14 protein-coding genes are annotated in these 18,009 nt (G+C 61.5%); 6 read left to right on the plus strand and 8 right to left on the minus strand.

All coding sequences use genetic code 11. The features are described from left to right. Positions 1-116 precede the first annotated feature (116 nt). From ppx to HJC04_RS23840, 4 genes are all read right to left on the minus strand, one after another. Complete coding sequence (gene ppx, locus HJC04_RS23825; RefSeq protein WP_221123397.1) at positions 117-1,637, minus strand: exopolyphosphatase; 1,521 nt, start codon at positions 1,635-1,637, stop codon at positions 117-119. 11 nt (positions 1,638-1,648) lie between these two features. After that, entirely contained in the window at positions 1,649-3,853 is a 2,205-nt protein-coding gene (locus tag HJC04_RS23830) for an RNA degradosome polyphosphate kinase (protein WP_221123398.1), read from the minus strand. A 65-nt stretch (positions 3,854-3,918) separates the two neighbouring features. After that, on the minus strand, positions 3,919-4,632 hold the full coding sequence (hdaA, locus tag HJC04_RS23835; RefSeq protein ID WP_210628384.1) for a DnaA regulatory inactivator HdaA: 714 nt from the start codon (positions 4,630-4,632) through the stop codon (positions 3,919-3,921). Then, positions 4,625-5,749: an AI-2E family transporter gene (locus HJC04_RS23840; protein WP_210631656.1), complete on the minus strand. Its 1,125-nt coding sequence runs from the start codon at positions 5,747-5,749 to the stop codon at positions 4,625-4,627. Before HJC04_RS23840 ends, hdaA begins: the two co-directional genes overlap by 8 nt. Before the next feature lie 244 nt (positions 5,750-5,993). Between HJC04_RS23840 and purM the strand changes: the two genes are divergently transcribed. Beyond that, a complete protein-coding gene (purM, locus tag HJC04_RS23845) occupies positions 5,994-7,067 on the plus strand; it encodes a phosphoribosylformylglycinamidine cyclo-ligase (RefSeq protein WP_221147294.1) in 1,074 nt (357 codons plus the stop codon). After that, positions 7,064-7,735 carry a phosphoribosylglycinamide formyltransferase gene (purN, locus tag HJC04_RS23850; protein WP_210628386.1) on the plus strand — a complete coding sequence of 224 codons (672 nt, stop codon included), beginning with the start codon at positions 7,064-7,066 and terminating at the stop codon, positions 7,733-7,735. The genes purM and purN overlap by 4 nt, the downstream gene beginning before the upstream one ends. Positions 7,736-8,354: 619 nt before the next feature. Here purN and HJC04_RS23855 read toward each other — a convergent pair. The 3 genes from HJC04_RS23855 to HJC04_RS23865 form a co-directional block, all read right to left on the minus strand. Next, positions 8,355-9,524, minus strand: coding sequence for an alpha-D-ribose 1-methylphosphonate 5-triphosphate diphosphatase (locus HJC04_RS23855; RefSeq protein ID WP_221147295.1), 1,170 nt, complete (start codon positions 9,522-9,524; stop codon positions 8,355-8,357). A 146-nt stretch (positions 9,525-9,670) separates the two neighbouring features. Then, positions 9,671-10,261, minus strand: coding sequence for an NUDIX domain-containing protein (locus tag HJC04_RS23860; RefSeq protein ID WP_221147296.1), 591 nt, complete (start codon positions 10,259-10,261; stop codon positions 9,671-9,673). After that, positions 10,258-12,462, minus strand: coding sequence for a molybdopterin-dependent oxidoreductase (locus HJC04_RS23865; RefSeq protein WP_221147297.1), 2,205 nt, complete (start codon positions 12,460-12,462; stop codon positions 10,258-10,260). Before HJC04_RS23865 ends, HJC04_RS23860 begins: the two co-directional genes overlap by 4 nt. A 16-nt stretch (positions 12,463-12,478) precedes the next feature. Here HJC04_RS23865 and HJC04_RS23870 point away from each other — a divergent pair, with 16 nt between their 5' ends. Together HJC04_RS23870 and HJC04_RS23875 are read left to right on the plus strand one after the other, a co-directional pair. Beyond that, the gene (locus HJC04_RS23870; protein WP_210628390.1) at positions 12,479-13,348 is read left to right on the plus strand and encodes a 23S rRNA (adenine(2030)-N(6))-methyltransferase RlmJ; all 870 of its coding nucleotides are present in this window, start codon (positions 12,479-12,481) and stop codon (positions 13,346-13,348) included. 60 nt (positions 13,349-13,408) lie between these two features. After that, positions 13,409-14,005 carry a glutathione S-transferase gene (locus tag HJC04_RS23875; RefSeq protein WP_210628391.1) on the plus strand — a complete coding sequence of 199 codons (597 nt, stop codon included), beginning with the start codon at positions 13,409-13,411 and terminating at the stop codon, positions 14,003-14,005. A gap of 95 nt (positions 14,006-14,100) precedes the next feature. On the opposite strand, the gene HJC04_RS23880 is transcribed toward HJC04_RS23875, so the two are convergent. Next, positions 14,101-14,736 (minus strand): outer membrane protein, encoded by a 636-nt coding sequence (locus HJC04_RS23880; protein WP_011424814.1) that lies wholly within the window; start codon positions 14,734-14,736, stop codon positions 14,101-14,103. A gap of 364 nt (positions 14,737-15,100) precedes the next feature. Here HJC04_RS23880 and HJC04_RS23885 point away from each other — a divergent pair, with 364 nt between their 5' ends. Continuing rightward, positions 15,101-15,868: an SDR family oxidoreductase gene (locus HJC04_RS23885; protein WP_210628392.1), complete on the plus strand. Its 768-nt coding sequence runs from the start codon at positions 15,101-15,103 to the stop codon at positions 15,866-15,868. After that, a complete protein-coding gene (gene uvrC / locus HJC04_RS23890) occupies positions 15,865-17,904 on the plus strand; it encodes an excinuclease ABC subunit UvrC (RefSeq protein ID WP_210628393.1) in 2,040 nt (679 codons plus the stop codon). The genes HJC04_RS23885 and uvrC overlap by 4 nt, the downstream gene beginning before the upstream one ends. Positions 17,905-18,009: the final 105 nt, after the last annotated feature.

The raw sequence follows: 18,009 nt of genomic DNA on the forward strand, positions 1-18,009 counted from the left end.
CGCCGCCCTTTTGCGTATGGCACTACTTCGACCTCCCTCATTCCTGTGCTCGTCACAGGAATGAGGGAGGTCGAACGGTCCGCACCGCGGGAAGAGCCCGCGGAAAGAATGCCTCTCTACTCGAACCGAAACGCCAGCCTCTTGTTCGTCAACCGCGACAGCTGCTGCAGGCGGCCGTCCAGGCGCTCGCCGGCGAAATCGCGGTATTCCGGCGGCACGACGAATTCGAGGTCGAAGTCCGGATTCGACGATTTGCGGAAGGTCAGGTGCTTGACGATGCCGGGCATGGAGGCCGAGAAGAGATAGACGACGCGCAGCATGCCGCCGAGCAGTTTGGCGCGGTCGATGAACTGAGGGGTGGCGATCTGCGCCAGCGGACCGGTGGCGCCGTCGTCGTGCAGGCCCTCGAAACGGTAATAATTGGTGAGCGCGATGAAGGCGCGGCCGGGATGGCTGATGCCGACGAAGGAGGAGTGGGCGATGACGTTCAGTGCCTGCAGGCCACGATAATCAGGATGGGCGCGCCAGCTGATATCGGCAAGCAGGCAGGCGGCCTGACGATAGCGGCTTTCCTCTTCGGTTTCCTGGACGCCGAACAAGGGCATCATGCGGCCGGTCCATTCCGCCAGTTCGCGGGCATGCTCGGGCGAACGGGCACGCAGGATCGCTAGTTCGCCAGCGGCAGCCAACAACGGATCGGCGCGGCGCTCGGCCTCAGACAGCAGCGAATAGAGATAACCCTCGCGCACGCCCTGTGCCGAGAAGGAGATCACGGACGGCTTCATGACGCTCAAGACTTCCTTCATGGCGATGGCGCCGAAAGGCAGCAGCGAACGGCGATGCTTCGAGACGGCCTGGAGGGCCGGTTCCTTGGAATCGCGCGCGGTCACCACCTGATCGAGGAACAGCATCATCGCTTCGAGGGATACCTCATAGCCCTGCATCATATGCAGCGGATAATGGGTGATCTCCATGTGCAGCTTGGCGATATTTCGCCAGGTGCCGCCGACGGCATAGAAGGTGCGCCCCTCGCCTTTCGCCAGGAGTTTTGCCGTCTTCACCTGCTTGCGGGCAAAAGTTCGCGCCTTGGAGAGCGAGCCGCCGGCATATTCCGACAGGCGCAGACCGCCGAGCGGCAGCGTAATGCCCTTGCCGACCTCCTTGCCCTTGATGTCGATCAGTTCAAGAGAACCACCGCCGAGGTCGCCGGCAATGCCGTCAGGATTGAAGAAGCCACTGATGATGCCGAGCGAGGCGAAACGAGCCTCCTCCTCACCTGAAAGCACCCGGATGTGGCGCTGCAGGATCGTCTCCGCCTGATGGATGAAGTCGGGGCCGTTGCTCGCCTCGCGGGCGGCGGCCGTCGCCAGCACATACATGGTGGCGGCCCGCGCCTGATCGGACAGGGCCTTGAAACGGTGGAGCGCTGCCAGAGCCCGGGCGACGCTCTCTTCATCCATCTTGCCGGTGATGGCTATGCCCTTGCCGAGGCCGCAGAGGACCTTTTCGTTGAAGAGGATCGTAGGCGAACGGGACAGGCCTTCGTAAACGACAAGACGAATGGAATTCGATCCGATGTCGACGACGGAGACCGGGGCGATCCCTGGAAGGCGCCCCTGGGCTTCAGATTCAACCATATGGTCCAGTTTTACTTGTTGTTGCGGCCTTCGAGCAGGCCGGCGATCAGTTTCGGCGCGCTTGATTTCAGAGCTTCACCACGGCCTGACAGGCTCGGATTGGTCATGAAATACTGCTGCGCATTGAACGGCTCCTCGCCCCTGCGCACTTCCATGCGCCGCGACGTACCGTCGGGCAATATCTCGTAGCTTTGTTGATTGTCAATCACGTTGCCGAGCATAATCTGTGACAAGACCTGCTCATGAACAGTCGGATTCGTCAACGGAACCATGGTCTCGACGCGGCGGTCGAGATTTCTCGGCATCATGTCGGCAGAACCGATGTAGACCAGCGCCTTGTCCGACGGCAGGCCATAGCCGTTGCCGAAGCAGAAGATGCGGCTGTGTTCGAGGAAGCGGCCGACGATTGATTTGACGCGGATCTTCTCCGAGAGACCGGGCAGCTGCGGACGCAGGCAGCAGATGCCGCGCACGACGAGATCGATTTCGACGCCGGCATGGCTGGCGCGATAGAGCGCATCGATGATGTCGGGGTCGACAAGCGAGTTCATCTTCATCCAGATCGCCGCCGGCGCGCCGTTCCTGGCATGCTGAATCTCTTCCTCGATGTGACGCAGGATGCGCGAGCGCAACGTATAGGGCGAGACGGCGAGCTGCATGCCCTCTTCAGGTTCGCCATAGCCGGTGATGAAGTTGAAGATATTCGCCATGTCGTGGGCAATGACGGGATTGCAGGTGAAATAGGAGAGATCCGTATAGATCTTGGCGGTGATCGGGTGGTAGTTGCCGGTTCCCAAGTGACAATAGGTCCTGAGCTTCCCTTCCTCGCGGCGGACGATCATCGACATCTTGGCGTGGGTCTTGAGCTCGATGAAGCCGAAGACGACCTGCACGCCGGCGCGCTCGAGATCGCGCGCCCAGCGGATATTCGCCTCTTCGTCGAAGCGGGCCTTGAGCTCCACCAGCGCCGTCACCGACTTGCCGGCCTCGGCGGCGTCGACCAGAGCGCGGACGATCGGGCTGTCGTTCGAGGTGCGGTAAAGCGTCTGCTTTATCGCCAGAACGTCAGGATCGCGCGCAGCCTGGAGAAGGAACTGGACCACCACGTCGAAGGATTCATAAGGGTGATGGACGACCATGTCCTTCTCGCGGATCGCGGCGAAGCAGTCGCCGGCATGTTCGCGGACACGCTCGGGAAATCGCGCATTGTAGGGCTGAAACCTGAGATCGTCGCGCGGCGCCTTGGTGATCTCCGACAGAGTGTTCAGCGCCAGGAGCCCCGGCAGAACGGCGACGCGATTTTCGGGGATGCTGAGCGCCTGCACGACGAACTGACGCAGCGAGGCCGGCATTTCCGAATCGGTCTCGATGCGGATGACCTTGCCGCGACGGCGGCGCTTGAGTGCCGTTTCGAAGAAGCGCACGAGATCCTCGGCCTCTTCCTCGACTTCGATATCACTGTCGCGGATGACGCGGAACGTACCGGAGCCCTGCACCTCGTAACCCGGGTAGAGCCTATGGATGAAGATGTTCGCGACGTCTTCCAGCGTGATGTAGCGGATCGTGTTTCCATCGTCGGGCAGCCGGACGAAGCGGTCGAGCGCCGGCGGCAGGCGCAGCAGCGCCGTCATCGGCTCGCGGCCGTTCTTGCTGACGAGCTGCAGGCCGATCGAGAAGCCAAGATTGGGGATGAAGGGGAACGGATGGGCCGGATCGATGGACAGCGGCGTCAGCACCGGGAAGATCGCCTGTTCGAATTCGGAGGCGAGCCACTGGCGGTCTGCATCGCTCAAGGCGCCCGGGCGCACGATCAGAATGTCTTCCTTGGCGAGGTACTGCTGCAGCACAGCGAGCGAAGCCTGCTGCTCCATCTGCAGATGGTCGATCTCCTGCAGGATCGAATCGAGCTGTTCGGCCGGTGTCTTGCCGTCGGGGCTGCGGATAGCGATGTTCTGGCGCACCTGGCCCTCGAGGCCGGCGACGCGCACCATGAAGAACTCGTCGAGGTTGGCCGCCGAGATCGACAGGAAGCGGACGCGCTCGAGCAGCGGATGTTCGGTATTCAGCGTCTCTTCCAGGACACGGCGGTTGAACTGCAGCCAGGAGAATTCGCGGTTGATGAAGCGCTCGGGGCTTGCCAGCAACTCGTCCAGCGGGGGGATATTGTCGTTGGTTTCCGGAGTGAGTTCCTGATGTTCTGCGACTGCGCTGTCCATGGTCGGCTTACCCCGTTTTCAATCGCGATGGCAATTATATCAGTTTCACGACGGAACTGTGACAGTCAATCGGCCGGCTCCGAATTTCCCAATTCATTCAATACTTCAGCGGCAAGAGTGCGGGTGATTTTCGTGCCCCGCGACAGGGCCAGCCGGTCGAGCCGTTCGACGATTGTCTGGGCCGCGTTCAGCGACCGCTCCATCCGGTTGACGATATAGAGCACGAGTTTGTCATCTATATAAAGCTGCCGGTCGGCGAAGAGCTTGACGATCACCTGCGACAACAGGGCTTCATCCGGCTCGCCGATCTCGACGACGGTGGCGGCCTTGAGGCGAGAGCGCAGATCCGGCAGCAGAACCGGCCACGACATCGGCCAGAGACGGCTTGTCATCAGCAGGCTGGTGCCGTTTTCGCGCACGCTGTTGATGACATGGAAGAGCGTGTTGTCGTCGAAGCCGAGACGATCGGCATCCTCGAACAGGACAGGGCCGTTCGCCGCCCTGACCGCGGCATTGGAACCGGCCTTGGGGTGAATGATCTCCGCTCCGCTGTGTTCTCTCCAGATGCCGGCCAAGTGCGATTTTCCCGAGCCGACCGGGCCGGCAAGGATAACGACCGGCGACGCCCATGCGGGCCACGCATCGACGATCGAGACGGCGGCGGCGAGACGCTCCGAGATCAGGAGATCGTCGCGCCCGCTTGCGGCATCATGCGAAAACACCAGCGGCAGCTGCTCTTCGGCCTTGCGCTTCGGATCAGCGTTCTTCACGTCATTCATTGGGTACTGATTTCGTCTTCCGGGCGTGGCCGTCTGCTGACCCGCCAAAATAAAGATCGCTCTGAAGGTAACGCGAAAGCGCGAAGCGGACAAGGACGCCGACGGCGGCGGCAGCCGGCACGGCGACCAGAAGCCCGACGAAGCCGAAGAGCGCGCCGAAGGCAAACAGTGCAAACATCAGCCAGACCGGATGCAGGCCGACGCTGGAGCCGACGAGCTTCGGCTGCAGGATGTTGCCTTCGAAAAACTGGCCGCTGAAGAAGACGACGAGCACAAGTCCGATCCAGGGATAATCCGGCCAGAACTGCACGATTGCCACGCCAACGGCAAGAACGAGGCCGACCAGCGAGCCGACATAGGGAATGAAACTGATCATGCCGGCGAAGAGGCCGATCAGCAGGCCGAAGTTCAGCCCGACGAGGGAAAGGCCGGCGGCATAATAGATGCCGAGGATAAGGCAGAGGGAGCCCTGACCGCGGATGAAGCCGGCGATCGCCTGATCGATCTCGCTGGCGATCTGGCGGACATCGCTGACGTAATCGCGCGGGATCCACTGGTCGACCTTGGCGACCATGCGGTCCCAATCGAGCAGGATATAGAAAGCGACGACGGGAGTGACGACGAGCAGCGAGATGACGTCGACAATCGCCTTGCCGGAATTCCAGATCTGCGCGAAGAGTCCCGTCAGGAACCCCATGCCTTCGGAGAGGATGCCGGAGAAATTATCCTTGATCGTGCCGACTTGGCTCCTGATCCACGGCGGCAGCAGCGAATGCTGCGACTGGGCGATGAATTTCTGCAGCTGGCTGATATAACTCGGCAAGCGCTCGGCGAAATCGTTGAACTGGCTGATCAGCACGGGAATGAGGATCATCAGCGCCAGCGCAAAGACGATGACAAAGGCGATCAGAATGCCGACCGTCGCCATCAAGCGGCTGAGGCCCAGGCGCTCCAGCCGGTCGGCGACGGGATCGAGGAAATAAGCGATCGCCATGCCGGCGATGAACGGCAAGAGGATCGAGCTGAAGACATAGAGAAAGGCGATGAAGAAGACGAGCACGGCCAGCCAGAAGAAGATCTGGCGCTTCAGACTGTTGCCGCTGACATGCTGTGGCATTGCTTCCCCATTTCGCTCGCCGCCGCCGAACGCCGCCTCTTGTCCGACGCGGCCATTCAGCACATAGGATGCAGGCGCAAAGATGGTCAACCCTGTCACGCCAAATCCCGGAAAGGCCGATTAAAGACATGGGAAATTGGAGGCTTTTGCCATGCGACGCTTGCATAAAGGCCCCTGTCATGCAATTGCGACCGGCAGATGACGCGGCGCGTCTGCCGCCTGGAAATAGCCATCGGAGACCAGCATGAGCCAGTCTGGAAAAAACGGCCTGACCTATAGCGATGCGGGCGTCGACATCGATGCCGGCAACCTCCTCGTCGAGAAGATCAAGCCGGCAGTGCGCTCGACGCGTCGGCCGGGCGCTGACGGCGAGATCGGCGGCTTCGGCGGGCTCTTCGATCTCAAGGCGGCGGGCTTTACCGATCCGGTTCTCGTCGCCGCCAATGACGGCGTCGGCACCAAGCTGAAGATCGCGATCGACGCCGATTACCACGACACCGTCGGCATCGACCTCGTCGCCATGTGCGTCAACGACCTCGTGGTCCAGGGCGCCGAGCCACTGTTCTTCCTCGATTATTTCGCAACCGGCAAGCTCGATCCCGACCAGGGTGCGGCGATCGTCGGCGGCATTGCCGCCGGCTGCCGCGAGGCAGGCTGCGCGCTGATCGGCGGCGAGACGGCCGAAATGCCCGGCATGTATTCCTCCGGCGACTATGATCTCGCCGGTTTTGCGGTCGGTGCGGCCGAACGCGGCAAGCTGCTGCCGTCAGGCGATATTGCCGAGGGCGACGTGATCCTCGGCCTTGCCTCCTCCGGCGTTCATTCCAACGGCTTTTCGCTTGTGCGCAAGATCGTCGAACTGTCCGGCCTCGGCTGGGACGCGCCGGCGCCCTTTGCCGAAGGCAAGAAGCTTGGCGAAGCGCTGCTCGAGCCGACCCGCATCTATGTGAAGCCCCTTCTGAAGGCGATCCGCGAGACCGGCGCGCTGAAGGCGCTCGCCCACATCACCGGCGGCGGCTTCCCCGAGAATATTCCGCGCGTGCTGCCGAGGCATCTGGCGGCCGAGATCGATCTCAATGCCGTCAACGTGCCGCCGGTCTTCTCGTGGCTCGCCAAAACCGGCGGCGTCGAAGCCAAGGAAATGCTGCGCACCTTCAACTGCGGCATCGGCATGATCGTCGTTGTCGCTGGGGAAAATGTCGCCGCGGTATCGAAGGTGCTCGAAGCCGAAGGCGAAAAGGTTATCACGCTCGGCCGGATGATTGCGCGCGACGAAGGCGCTGCCGGCACGGTCTACAAGGGCACGCTTGCCATATGAGCATGAAGCGCAAACGCGTCGTCGTCTTCATATCAGGCAGTGGCTCCAACATGATGGCGCTGGTTGCGGCGGCCAAGGCCACCGACTACCCTGCCGAGATCGTCGGCGTGATCTCGGACAAGGCGGATGCCGGTGGACTTGCCAAGGCGGCGGCCGAAGGCATCGCCACCTTCGCCTTCCCCCGCAAGGACTACGCCAGCAAGGAAGCGCACGAGGCGGCGATCTTTTCCGCGCTCGACACGCTCTCCCCCGATATCCTTTGCCTCGCAGGCTACATGCGGCTGCTGACGGCGACCTTCATCCAGCGTTATGAAGGCCGGATGCTCAACATCCACCCTTCCCTGCTGCCGCTGTTTCCAGGGCTGCACACGCATCAGCGCGCCATCGACGCCGGCATGCGCATCGCAGGCTGCACGGTGCATTTTGTCACCGAAGGCATGGATGAGGGACCGACGATCGGCCAGGCCGCCGTTCCGGTTTTTTCCGCCGACACCGCCGAAAGCCTGGCCGCACGGGTGCTGACCGTCGAGCATCAGATCTATCCGAGGGCGCTGCGGCTCTTTGCCGAGGGGCGTGTGGCGATGGAGGGCGGCAAGGCCGTTGGCTTCGAGGCTTCAACGGCGGCGCCTAAGGCCCAGCTGATTTCGCTGATCGGCGACTGCGGTTAGATATCGGTATTGCTGGTTCTCCCCCCGAACCATCGCTTGGTCAGCAGAACCATATTTCCAATGATGACGTAGGACGACAAAAACAACATCGGAAGGTGGATCGCAACCGAGCCGTAACTTCCCCTCTCGCACAGCGTCACTGTCGATGATTCACTTAGAACAATCCTGGCTCCACCCCACATGGCAGCAAATGGATAGCTAAAAAATATGACACATATTGTAATAAAGATAAATATACCTCTGTCATGGACACAACAGAAAATTACCGAAATAAATGAGATAATGAGAAGAGCCAAACCGGGATATTTGTATACCAAGACAATGGCCTTCAACAAAGAAGCAACCGACTTTTCGCATTCTATATACTCTCCACCTACATAGACATACGAAATTCCGTATTGGTTATCGTAGTAAATCGATATGATGAATACAGATATCGTCCCAATTCCACTCAAAACGAGCGGCAGGAGCCCCCATTCCTTGTGTAGCAACCGTGGCTCAGATGACATCTTGATTCCCCATCCTTGCCAGTCTTGTTCCGGAGAAATGTGATAGTCGGGCACCGCCGATGAGAAAGCTCGCCTCGGAGGTATCTCGTCATCGACGTTCAAACCTGCAGCTAAGCCGCCAGCGCCCGCAATGGATGCAGGGTGCCGTCGCTATACACGAACTGGCCGGCGCGGAAGGTGGCGCGGATGCGGTTGATCTCGCCCCGCTCGACGACGACCAGATCGGCGCGCTGACCGATGGCGATTTCGCCGCGATCGGAGAGTCCTGCCGAGCGGGCCGCGTTGCCGGTCGCCATGGCGACGGCGGCCGGCAGGCCGCCTTCCACCGTGTCGGCGAGCTTGAAGATGCCGGGTACGAAGGCGGCCGGGTGATAATCGGCGGCGATGACGCCGAGCAGGCCGGCCCTGGCGGCATCGAGCGCGCTGAGATTGCCCGACATCGACTGGCCGCGCAGCGCGTTCGGCGCGCCCATCAGCGTCCAGAGGCCGCGGCGGCGCGCTTCTTCGGCCGCGGGTGCGGTGACCGGAAACTCGCTGATGGTGACGCCGAGATCGTGCATTTCTGCGACCTTCTCGACGCTGTCGTCGTCATGCGAGGCGAGCGACAGCTTGTGCTTCAGCGACAGCGCGACGATCTCCCGCAGCTGGGCCTCGATGTCAGGATTGCTGCGCATGGCGATGCGCTTGGCGACGATCTCAGCGGCCATCTCCTCGGAGATGGCGCGGCGCTCGGAAATGCTGAGGATATAGCTCTGCAGGTTGTTGTACTGGCCCTGGCCCGGCGTGTGGTCCGTCAGCGAAACCATGTCGATCTGGTGGGCATTCAGCAGGCGCTCGAGCGCAGGTGCTGCGCCGACATTGGTGATTTCATAGCGGGCGTGAACGCGGTGGTCGATCAGCAGATCGTTACGCAGACGGTTGATGCCCTCGATCACCGCCGAAGTCGTCTCCAGCGAGCGGACATGGCCGTAGACGCTTTCGGTGGCGAAGGAGACCGCGGCAAAGGCGGTGGTCACACCGGCAGCGGCAAGTTTCTTGTCGAGCTCGTGGATGCCGAAATCGATCGGCATCGTCGCGTTCGGCCGCGGCGCGATCTCGCGCTCGATCATGTCGCCGTGCAGGTCGACGAAGCCCGGCATCAGCAGCCGCCCGCCGCCATCGATCGCAGCCCCGGCAACCGGCTCCGGCCGGATTTCGGCGATGGCGCCGTCCTCAACAAGCACGGAACCTTCGCTCACCACCTCGTCTGGGAGAACGAGGGTGAAATTGCTGAGCCACATGGGCTTTCTCCTGACTGCATCCGATGATCGACAAACCGCAGCGGATAGAACCGCTTCGTGACAAACGTATGAATTTTCGAGCGCTGGCGGCTCAATGCCGGAGCCATCATGGGCAATCGAAAGATCACCCCTGACGGCTCGCCCCATTATCCGATCCTATCCCGGTTCAACGCGGCCCATTGCAAAAGCATGATCGTCTTGGCGTCGAAAATCTCGCCGGTCTCTATCATCCGGGCGGCTTCGTCGAGAGGAATTTCCAGAACCTCGATGTCCTCATGCTCCTCGTCCAGCCCGCCGCCTTCGGCCACGCGGTCGGCGGTGTCGATCAGGGCTGCGAAGACGTGGACGACTTCGCTGATTGCGCCCGGCGACATGTAGCATTTGAATAGGAAGCGCGCCTCACGCAGGCGATAGCCGGTCTCCTCCATCGCCTCACGGCGGATCGCCTGTTCGGGATGGTCATCGTCGAGCAGGCCGGCCGGCACTTCGATCACCCAGGCGGGGTCGCCGTTGAGATGCACGGCAAGACGGAACTGGCGGACAAGGACGACGAGATCGCGTTTCGGATCATAAAGTAGAATGCAGGCGGCCGGCGTGCGGTGGTAGACCTCCCGCTTCAACCGCTGGGTCGCGCCGTTACGGTCGATATAGTCGAGCAGATAGCTGGCGAGCCGCGTCCACCCATTCGACAGCGTTTCCTCGCTGACAATCCTTACCCGTGATTTCGGCTGCATCATGCTGCGTCCTTGCGAAGCCAGACCTTGTTGTCGTGAACGGCCGCTCCGCCATAGGGCGCGACCGGGTCGGCGCCCGTCAGGACGTTGATGCCCTCGCCGTCGACATGCGCCTTGTTCGGCCAGAGGCCCTCGGCGATCAGCACGCCCGGCTTCACCTCGGTGGTGATACGGGCATGGATGCGGAGATCACCGCGGCTGTTGCCGATGCGGATGAGATCGCCATGGGCGACACCGTTGGCTTCGGCATCGACAGGATTGATCATCACCTCGGGACGGCCTTCTTTCTGACGAGACGTCTTGGTCTCCGAAAAGCTCGAATTCAGGAAGTTGCGCGCCGGCGACGTGGCGAGACGGAAGGGATGCTCTGGATCGGCAACTTCGATGATATCGACCTGATCGGGGAAGGGCGGCAGTTCGGCATGCGGCCCGAGCGCGCCGATTGCGGCCGGCGGCTTGTTCGGCGCCGGCTGGTTGATCCAGTCGGGGCGGAAATGGAACCTGCCGTCCGGATGGGCAAAGCCGTTCAGGAAATGGGCGTCCTCGAAAGCCGGCTGGCGATCGAACCATTTGTGTTCGAGGAAATGGTCGTAGTCCGGCAGGTCGCTCGATTGGAGGATGCGGTCGATCATCTCGCGGGCGGTAAGGCCGAAACCGGGGCGATCGGCGACGCCGAGGCGGCTTGCCAGCTCCTCGATCACGAAGAGATTGGTGCGCACGGTCGGTGGCGGCTCGACCAGCTTCGGTCCCAGCAGAATATGGTTCTGGCCGCCGGCTCGATAGATATCGTCATGCTCGACGAACATGGTCGCCGGGATGACGATATCGGCGACCTCGGCCGTTTCGGTGATGAACTGCTCGTGGACGGCGACGAAGAGATCGTCGCGGGCGAACCCGCGCCTGACGAGGCGCTGCTCGGGAGCAATGTTGGCGGGATTGGTGTTCTGGATCAGCATCGCCGTCACCGGGCCGCGATGGCGCAGCGCCACCGGATCGCCGGTCAGCACGCGGCCGATCTGCGACTGATCGAGCATGCGGATATCGCCGTCCTTCATCGACCGGCCGGTCAGTTCCGCATTGTTCATGCGGAAGATATCGCTGTTCGAATGGAAGGCGCCACCGCCCTCATATTGCCAGGAGCCGAGAACGGTGGCGACCGAGGCGGCCGCATGCATGGCGACCGCGCCGTTGCGCTGGCGGGTGAAACCGTAGCCGAGGCGGAAGAAGGTCTTCTTCGTCATGCCGACGAGGCGGGCAAAGGCCTCGATCTCCTCGACCGACAGGCCGGTGATGGCAGCGGCCCATTGGGGCGTCTTCGTCTTCAGATGCGCTTCCAGACCTTCGGGATCGTCGGCATATCTCGCCATGTAGTCACGATCGGCATAGCCGTCGCGGAAGGCGATGTGCATTGTGGCGCAGGCGAGCGCGGCATCAGTGCCCGGCTTGACGATCAGAGCCATATCGGCCTGCTTCATAGTCGGGTTGTCGTAGATATCGATGACGACGATTTTGGCGCCGCGCTCCTTGCGCGACCTGATGGCATGGGTCATCACGTTGACCTGGGTCGAGACGGCATTGGTGCCCCAAATGACGACGCAATCGGTGCGGCCCATCTCGCGCGGATCAGGCCCGCGGAGCACGCCGGTCGCCATGGTGAAGCCGGTCCAGGCCGGGTTGGTGCAGATCGACGAGAAAAAGCCGGAATAGCGCTTGGCGTGACGCAGGCGATCGATCGAATCGCGCTGCACCCAGCCCATGGTGCCGGCATAGAAATAGGGCCAGACCGCCTCGCTGCCGTCCCTCGCCTCGGCCTTCACGAAGGCTTCGGCGATTTCATCCAGCGCATCGTCCCAGGAAATCTGCTGCCACTGCCCTGCCCCCTTGGGGCCAGCGCGGCGCAAGGGGTGCATCAGCCGGTCGGGATGGTAGAGTCGCTCGGCATACCGGGCGACCTTGGCGCAGATGACGCCCGAGGTGTAGGAATGGTCGCCGGCGCCGCGCACGCGGCCAATGCGGCCGTCCTCCGATATCTCAACCTCCAGCGCGCAAGTGGAGGGACAGTCGTGCGGACAGGCCGTGTGGCCGATCTTGCTGCCCAGCTTCGGGGATTTGGCGTTGATGGGGGTCGCAATGTTCATGGCATTTGTATATGCCAAGGCCTGCATGGCCAAAAGCCAGAAAAACTCCCCATGATACGAATTCATACGGGCATCAGCGAAAATGAACTACCGCCATATCTACCACGCGGGCAATTTTGCCGATGTGTTGAAACATGCCGTGCTGGCGCGGCTGATCCGCTACATGCAGAAGAAGGAAGGCGCCTTCCGCGTGCTCGACACGCATGCCGGCATCGGCCTCTACGACCTCTCCTCCGAGGAAGCGCAGAAAACCGGCGAGTGGCAGGCTGGCATCGGCAAATTAATCGTGGCCGAACTCGGGCCTCAGGTCTCCGAGCTGCTGGAGCCCTACCTCTCGGCCATCCGCGAACTCAATCCCGAGGATGGCATCCGCTTCTATCCGGGCTCGCCGAAACTTGCGCGCATGCTGTTCCGGCCGCAGGACCGGCTGTCGGCGATGGAGCTGCATCCCGAGGATTACGCCCGCCTGCACCGGCTATTCGAGGGCGATCACCATGCCCGCATCACCGAACTCGACGGCTGGCTGGCGCTCGGCGCGCATCTGCCGCCGAAGGAGAAACGCGGCATTGTGCTCATCGATCCGCCCTTCGAGGAAGAGGACGAATATCAGCGCCTCGCCGCCGGGCTGGAAAAGGCCTATCGCCGCTTTCCCGGCGGCACCTATTGCCTTTGGTACCCGTTGAAGAAGGGCGCGCCGATCAAGGAATTCCACGAGACTCTGCAGGCGCTCGACATCCCGAAGATGCTTTGCGCCGAACTCAGCGTGCGCAGCGACCGCGGCATTACCGGACTGACCGGCTCCGGCCTCGTCATCGTCAATCCGCCCTTTACCTTGAAGGATGAGCTGCACCAGATGCTGCCGGCGCTGAAGGACCATCTGGCGCAGGACCGTTTCGCCTCGCACCGCGCCTTCTGGTTGCGCGGTGAGAACAAGATGGTCAAGGCCGATTGACCGGGCAACCGGCTTCGGAAATAGTCGGCACCGCAGCTCCACAGTCTCGCCAGGTGCCCCATGAAACTTCTCTGCTCGCCCGCCTCGCCCTACTCCAGCAAGGTGCGCATGGCCGCGCATTTTCTGAGCATCGAACTGGATGCCATCCGGGTCGACACCAACACCGGGCCGGCGATCCTCGTGGACAACAATCCGCTCGGCAAGATCCCGACGCTTCTGACCGATGACGGGACCTCGATCTTCGACAGCGTGGCGATCATGCATTATTTCGACCGGCTGACGGAAGGCGGGCTCTATCCTGCCAAGAAAAGCAAGCGGACGGATGCGGAAGTGCTCGAAGCGCTCTGCGACGGCATTTGCGACTGCCTGCTCACGATCGTCTACGAGCGCCGCTTCCGTGACGAGGAGAAGGTTCACCAGCCCTGGATCGACCGGCAATGGAAGAAGGTGACGGCCGGACTCGCCCATCTCGGCGCCAAGCCGCCAAAAACAGGCAAGAAGCTCAATGGCGGACATTTCGCGCTGGCCGCCACGCTCGACTATCTCGACCTGCGTTTTAAAGACCAGTGGGAAGCCGAGCATGCGCCGCTGATCGACTGGCTGGCTGAGTTCGAAAAGAAATTCCCGGCTCATCGCGAGCTCAAGGCCAGCGCCTGATCCGGAGCCGAAACGGAGCGCCTGCAAACCATGAGCGGACAGCAAAAAGCCGGGCGATGAGCCCGGCTTCTGCATGTTCGGAAGGGTCAATCGGCTTAGAACTTGACGCCGATACCGAGCTTGACGCTGTTCTCGTCGTAACCGCGCGAGAAGCTGCCGGAGTCGAGGTCGTAGTCCTTGCTCTGGTAGTCGGTGTAGCGATATTCGAGGCGGGTCGTGATGTTGTTGGTCACGAAGGCTTCGACACCGGCGCCGACCGTATAGCCGTAGTTCGTCTTGCTTTCGTCCGAGGTGCCGTCGGAAACCTTGACATTGCCGAGGGCAAGACCAGCCGTACCGTAGAGCAGGAAGGGATTCATGTCGTAGCCGACTCGGCCGCGGACGGAGCCGTTCCAACCATACTTGTTCTTGACGCCGCCCGAGGAGACGTCATCGCCGCTGTAGCCAAGATCGGATTCAACGCCGTAAACGATCTGGCCTGCTTGCCAGTTGTAACCGGTGAAGACCTGGCCGCCGAAACCGTAGGTGTGGCGATCGGAACCGAAGTCACCCATGTTGTAGGTGCCGGCGCCGCCGAGATAGAAGCCTTCCCAGTTGCCGGCCGGCTTGACCGGGGCGTCCTGGGCGACCGGTGCTTCCGGAACCTGGTCGACGGCATCAGCCGCCTGAGCTGCCGAAACGCCCGCGATTGCAAAAGCAGAGGCCATGAGGCCAGCAATGAGTACACGCATACTTTTCTCCTTTCAGTCCCGCGCCGCTTTCATCTGTCTATCAGCGAAGCATTGGCGGGGAAATTGCCAGATGTCCCTTCCGGATCGAGACTGAAATTGGAACTGAAATGCGGATTTGAAAGAGCCAAATTGTGATATCATTGTGGCTGCCGGATGGCGGAAATTCGATGTTGCTTGAGAGCAACATAGGTTTCATTAACCCTACCTAATGGTTAAACTTAAAATACTTATTTTAAGAAATCACATTATTAAATAATACATAGAATATCCCAACCGCAGATGCAACCGTGGCTGCCTATTTATATAATCTCCGCCCGCCCTTATATAGGCTGCACACAGACTCGCGGGATCAGAAGGCAAGATTTTGAACCACAAAAGACTTCGCTCAGCCCTGATAACGGGGGCGGCCAAGAGAATAGGCCGGGCAATCGCCGAAGACCTTGCTGCAAATGGCTTTTCCGTTGCGATCCACGCCAACAGCTCCCTCCGCGAAGCGGAAGAGCTGGCGGCGGAATTGCGGCGAAAGGGACAAAGGGCGGCCGCATTGCAGGCCGACCTTACCGATATCGGCGAAGCGGGCGAACTGATCGCGAAGGCGTCGGAAGCGCTCGGGCCTCTCGATCTGCTCGTCAATAATGCGTCGGTCTTCCAGCATGATTCCGCACGTAGTTTCAACGCCGACACATGGGCGCTGCACTTCGACCTGCATGTGCGTGCGCCGTCGATCCTTTCGGCAGCCTTCGCGCAGCAGGTGCCAGCTCAGGCAGCGGGGATGATCGTCAACATCATTGATCAGCGGGTCTGGGCACTGAGGCCCAGCTTCTACTCCTATACGCTCTCCAAGTCCGCGCTGTGGACGGCAACGCAGACGCTCGCCCAGGCATTGGCGCCACGTATTCGCGTCAATGCGATCGGCCCCGGCCCCTCGATGCCGAGCGAGCGGCAGTCACTGGAGGACTTCCAAGCGCAGGTCTCAGCCCTTATCCTGCAGCGAGGGCCGGCACTGGAAGAATTCGGACAAACGATTCGCTTCCTTTACGACACGCCCTCGATCACCGGCCAGATGATTGCCCTCGACGGCGGCCAGCACCTTGCCTGGCAGACGCCCGATGTGGCGGAGATTAAGGAATGAACGGACGAAAGCTGCCTGATGGCGGCGTTCTCTACGACGATACGGATGAGAGCGAAGACGAAATCGAGGTGGAAGGCGAGGTTTCCGCCGCCCCTCTGGCGGCTGCGGTCGACTGGAATGCCGGCAGCCTCAACGAGACCGGGCTTGTCGGCGCCGAATTGATCGGCGAATTCGTCAAGCGGCTGCCGAACAGCCCCGGCGTCTATCGCATGTTCAACGCCGAAGGCGATGTGCTCTATGTCGGCAAGGCGCGCAGCCTGAAGAAGCGCGTCGCCAACTACGCCGTCGGCCGTGTACATTCCAACCGCATCGCCCAGATGGTCCGCCAGACGGCGAATATGGAATTCGTGACGACGCGCACGGAAACCGAAGCGCTGCTCTTGGAAGCGAATCTGATCAAGCGCTTGCGGCCGCGCTTTAACGTGCTGCTGCGCGACGACAAGTCGTTTCCCTATATTCTCATTACTGGGGATCACCGGGCGCCGGCCATCTTCAAGCATCGCGGCGCCAGGGCGCGGAAGGGCGACTATTTCGGGCCTTTCGCTTCGGCCGGCGCGGTCGGACGCACGATCAATTCGTTGCAGCGGGCCTTCCTGATCCGCACCTGCACTGACAGCGTCTTCGAAACGCGCACGCGGCCGTGCCTGCTCTACCAGATCAAGCGCTGTTCGGGGCCTTGTACGCATGAGGTCAGCGATGCCGGTTACGCCGAGTTGGTGCAGGAGGCCAAGGATTTCCTGTCCGGGAAGAGCCAGAAGGTGAAGTCGCACATGGCCGAAGCCATGAACCAGGCGGCCGAGGATCTCGATTTTGAGCGGGCGGCGATCTATCGCGACCGTCTGGCCGCTCTGTCGCATGTGCAAAGCCACCAGGGTATCAATCCGGCCGGTGTCGAAGAGGCCGACGTTTTCGCCATCCATCATGAAGGCGGCGTCTCCTGCATCCAGGTTTTCTTCTTCCGCACCGGGCAGAACTGGGGCAACCGCGCCTATTTCCCGAAGGCCGACCCGCAGCTTTCAAGCGCCGAAGTGCTGAATGCCTTTCTCGCGCAGTTCTATGACGACAAGCCGGTGCCGAAGCAGATCATGCTGTCGGAAACGGTCGAGGAACTGGAACTTCTCGCCGCGGCCCTCAGCGAAAAGGCCGGCCACAAGGTTTCCATCCTCGTGCCGCAGCGCGGCGAGAAGCGCGATCTCGTCGAGCATGTGGTCGGCAATGCGCGCGAAGCGCATGGGCGAAAGCTTGCCGAGACGGCGTCGCAGTCGCGGCTGCTCGAAGGATTCAAGGAAACCTTCGGGCTCGCCTATGCGCCGCAGCGCATCGAGATCTACGACAACTCGCATATCATGGGCACCAACGCCGTCGGCGGCATGGTGGTGGCGGGGCCGGAAGGCTTCGTGAAGAACCAATACCGCAAGTTCAACATCAAATCGACCGACATCACTCCCGGCGACGACTTCGGAATGATGAAGGAGGTGATGACGCGGCGCTTCTCGCGGCTGATCAAGGAGGAAGGTATTCCCGATCGGACGGCGCAGGCAGCAGCTGCCGACGCCGCCGACATGCCCTTCCCCGCCTGGCCGGATGTGATCCTCATCGACGGCGGCCAGGGGCAGATGACGGCGGTGCGCGCCATCCTGGCCGAGCTCGGCATCACCGACAGCGTGACGGCGATCGGCGTCGCCAAGGGTGTCGACCGCGACGCCGGGCGGGAGCGCTTCTTTGCGCCGGGACGCGAGAGTTTCACATTGCCGCCGCGCGATCCGGTGCTCTATTTCATCCAGCGCATGCGCGACGAAGCGCACCGGTTCGCGATCGGCTCGCACCGGGTGCGGCGAAAGAAGGAAATGGTCAAGAACCCACTCGACGAGATCGGCGGCATCGGCCCGTCACGCAAACGCGCGCTGCTCCAGCATTTCGGCACGGCGAAGGCGGTTTCGCGTGCCGCTTTGTCCGACCTCATGGCGGTGGAAGGTATTTCGGAAGCCGTGGCAAAGCAGGTCTATAACCATTTCCACGACGACGCCGCGAAATAAGCGGCGGCCGTCGCAAATTCCACGCAATGGCGGTGAAAAGACAGAAAGAATGTTGACGGTCGCCGGCCAAAGCCGTCATCTACATCGACCCGAAAATCGGAATCG

Origin of the sequence: Rhizobium sp. NLR8a, from assembly GCF_019685235.1 — a bacterium.
In the GTDB taxonomy this organism is placed as follows: Bacteria; Pseudomonadota; Alphaproteobacteria; order Rhizobiales; family Rhizobiaceae; genus Rhizobium.

What these genes read in the sequence shown, in the direction of transcription:
- HJC04_RS23840 (WP_210631656.1), bottom strand. Translation starts at nt 5,749, where the DNA reads ATGCCACAGCATGTCAGCGGCAACAGTCTGAAGCGCCAGATCTTCTTC.
- HJC04_RS23830 (WP_221123398.1), bottom strand. Translation starts at nt 3,853, where the DNA reads ATGGACAGCGCAGTCGCAGAACATCAGGAACTCACTCCGGAAACCAAC.
- uvrC (WP_210628393.1), top strand. Translation starts at nt 15,865, where the DNA reads ATGAACGGACGAAAGCTGCCTGATGGCGGCGTTCTCTACGACGATACG.
- purN (WP_210628386.1), top strand. Translation starts at nt 7,064, where the DNA reads ATGAGCATGAAGCGCAAACGCGTCGTCGTCTTCATATCAGGCAGTGGC.
- HJC04_RS23860 (WP_221147296.1), bottom strand. Translation starts at nt 10,261, where the DNA reads ATGATGCAGCCGAAATCACGGGTAAGGATTGTCAGCGAGGAAACGCTG.
- HJC04_RS23870 (WP_210628390.1), top strand. Translation starts at nt 12,479, where the DNA reads ATGAACTACCGCCATATCTACCACGCGGGCAATTTTGCCGATGTGTTG.
- hdaA (WP_210628384.1), bottom strand. Translation starts at nt 4,632, where the DNA reads ATGAATGACGTGAAGAACGCTGATCCGAAGCGCAAGGCCGAAGAGCAG.
- ppx (WP_221123397.1), bottom strand. Translation starts at nt 1,637, where the DNA reads ATGGTTGAATCTGAAGCCCAGGGGCGCCTTCCAGGGATCGCCCCGGTC.
- HJC04_RS23875 (WP_210628391.1), top strand. Translation starts at nt 13,409, where the DNA reads ATGAAACTTCTCTGCTCGCCCGCCTCGCCCTACTCCAGCAAGGTGCGC.
- HJC04_RS23865 (WP_221147297.1), bottom strand. Translation starts at nt 12,462, where the DNA reads ATGAATTCGTATCATGGGGAGTTTTTCTGGCTTTTGGCCATGCAGGCC.
- HJC04_RS23880 (WP_011424814.1), bottom strand. Translation starts at nt 14,736, where the DNA reads ATGCGTGTACTCATTGCTGGCCTCATGGCCTCTGCTTTTGCAATCGCG.
- purM (WP_221147294.1), top strand. Translation starts at nt 5,994, where the DNA reads ATGAGCCAGTCTGGAAAAAACGGCCTGACCTATAGCGATGCGGGCGTC.
- HJC04_RS23855 (WP_221147295.1), bottom strand. Translation starts at nt 9,524, where the DNA reads ATGTGGCTCAGCAATTTCACCCTCGTTCTCCCAGACGAGGTGGTGAGC.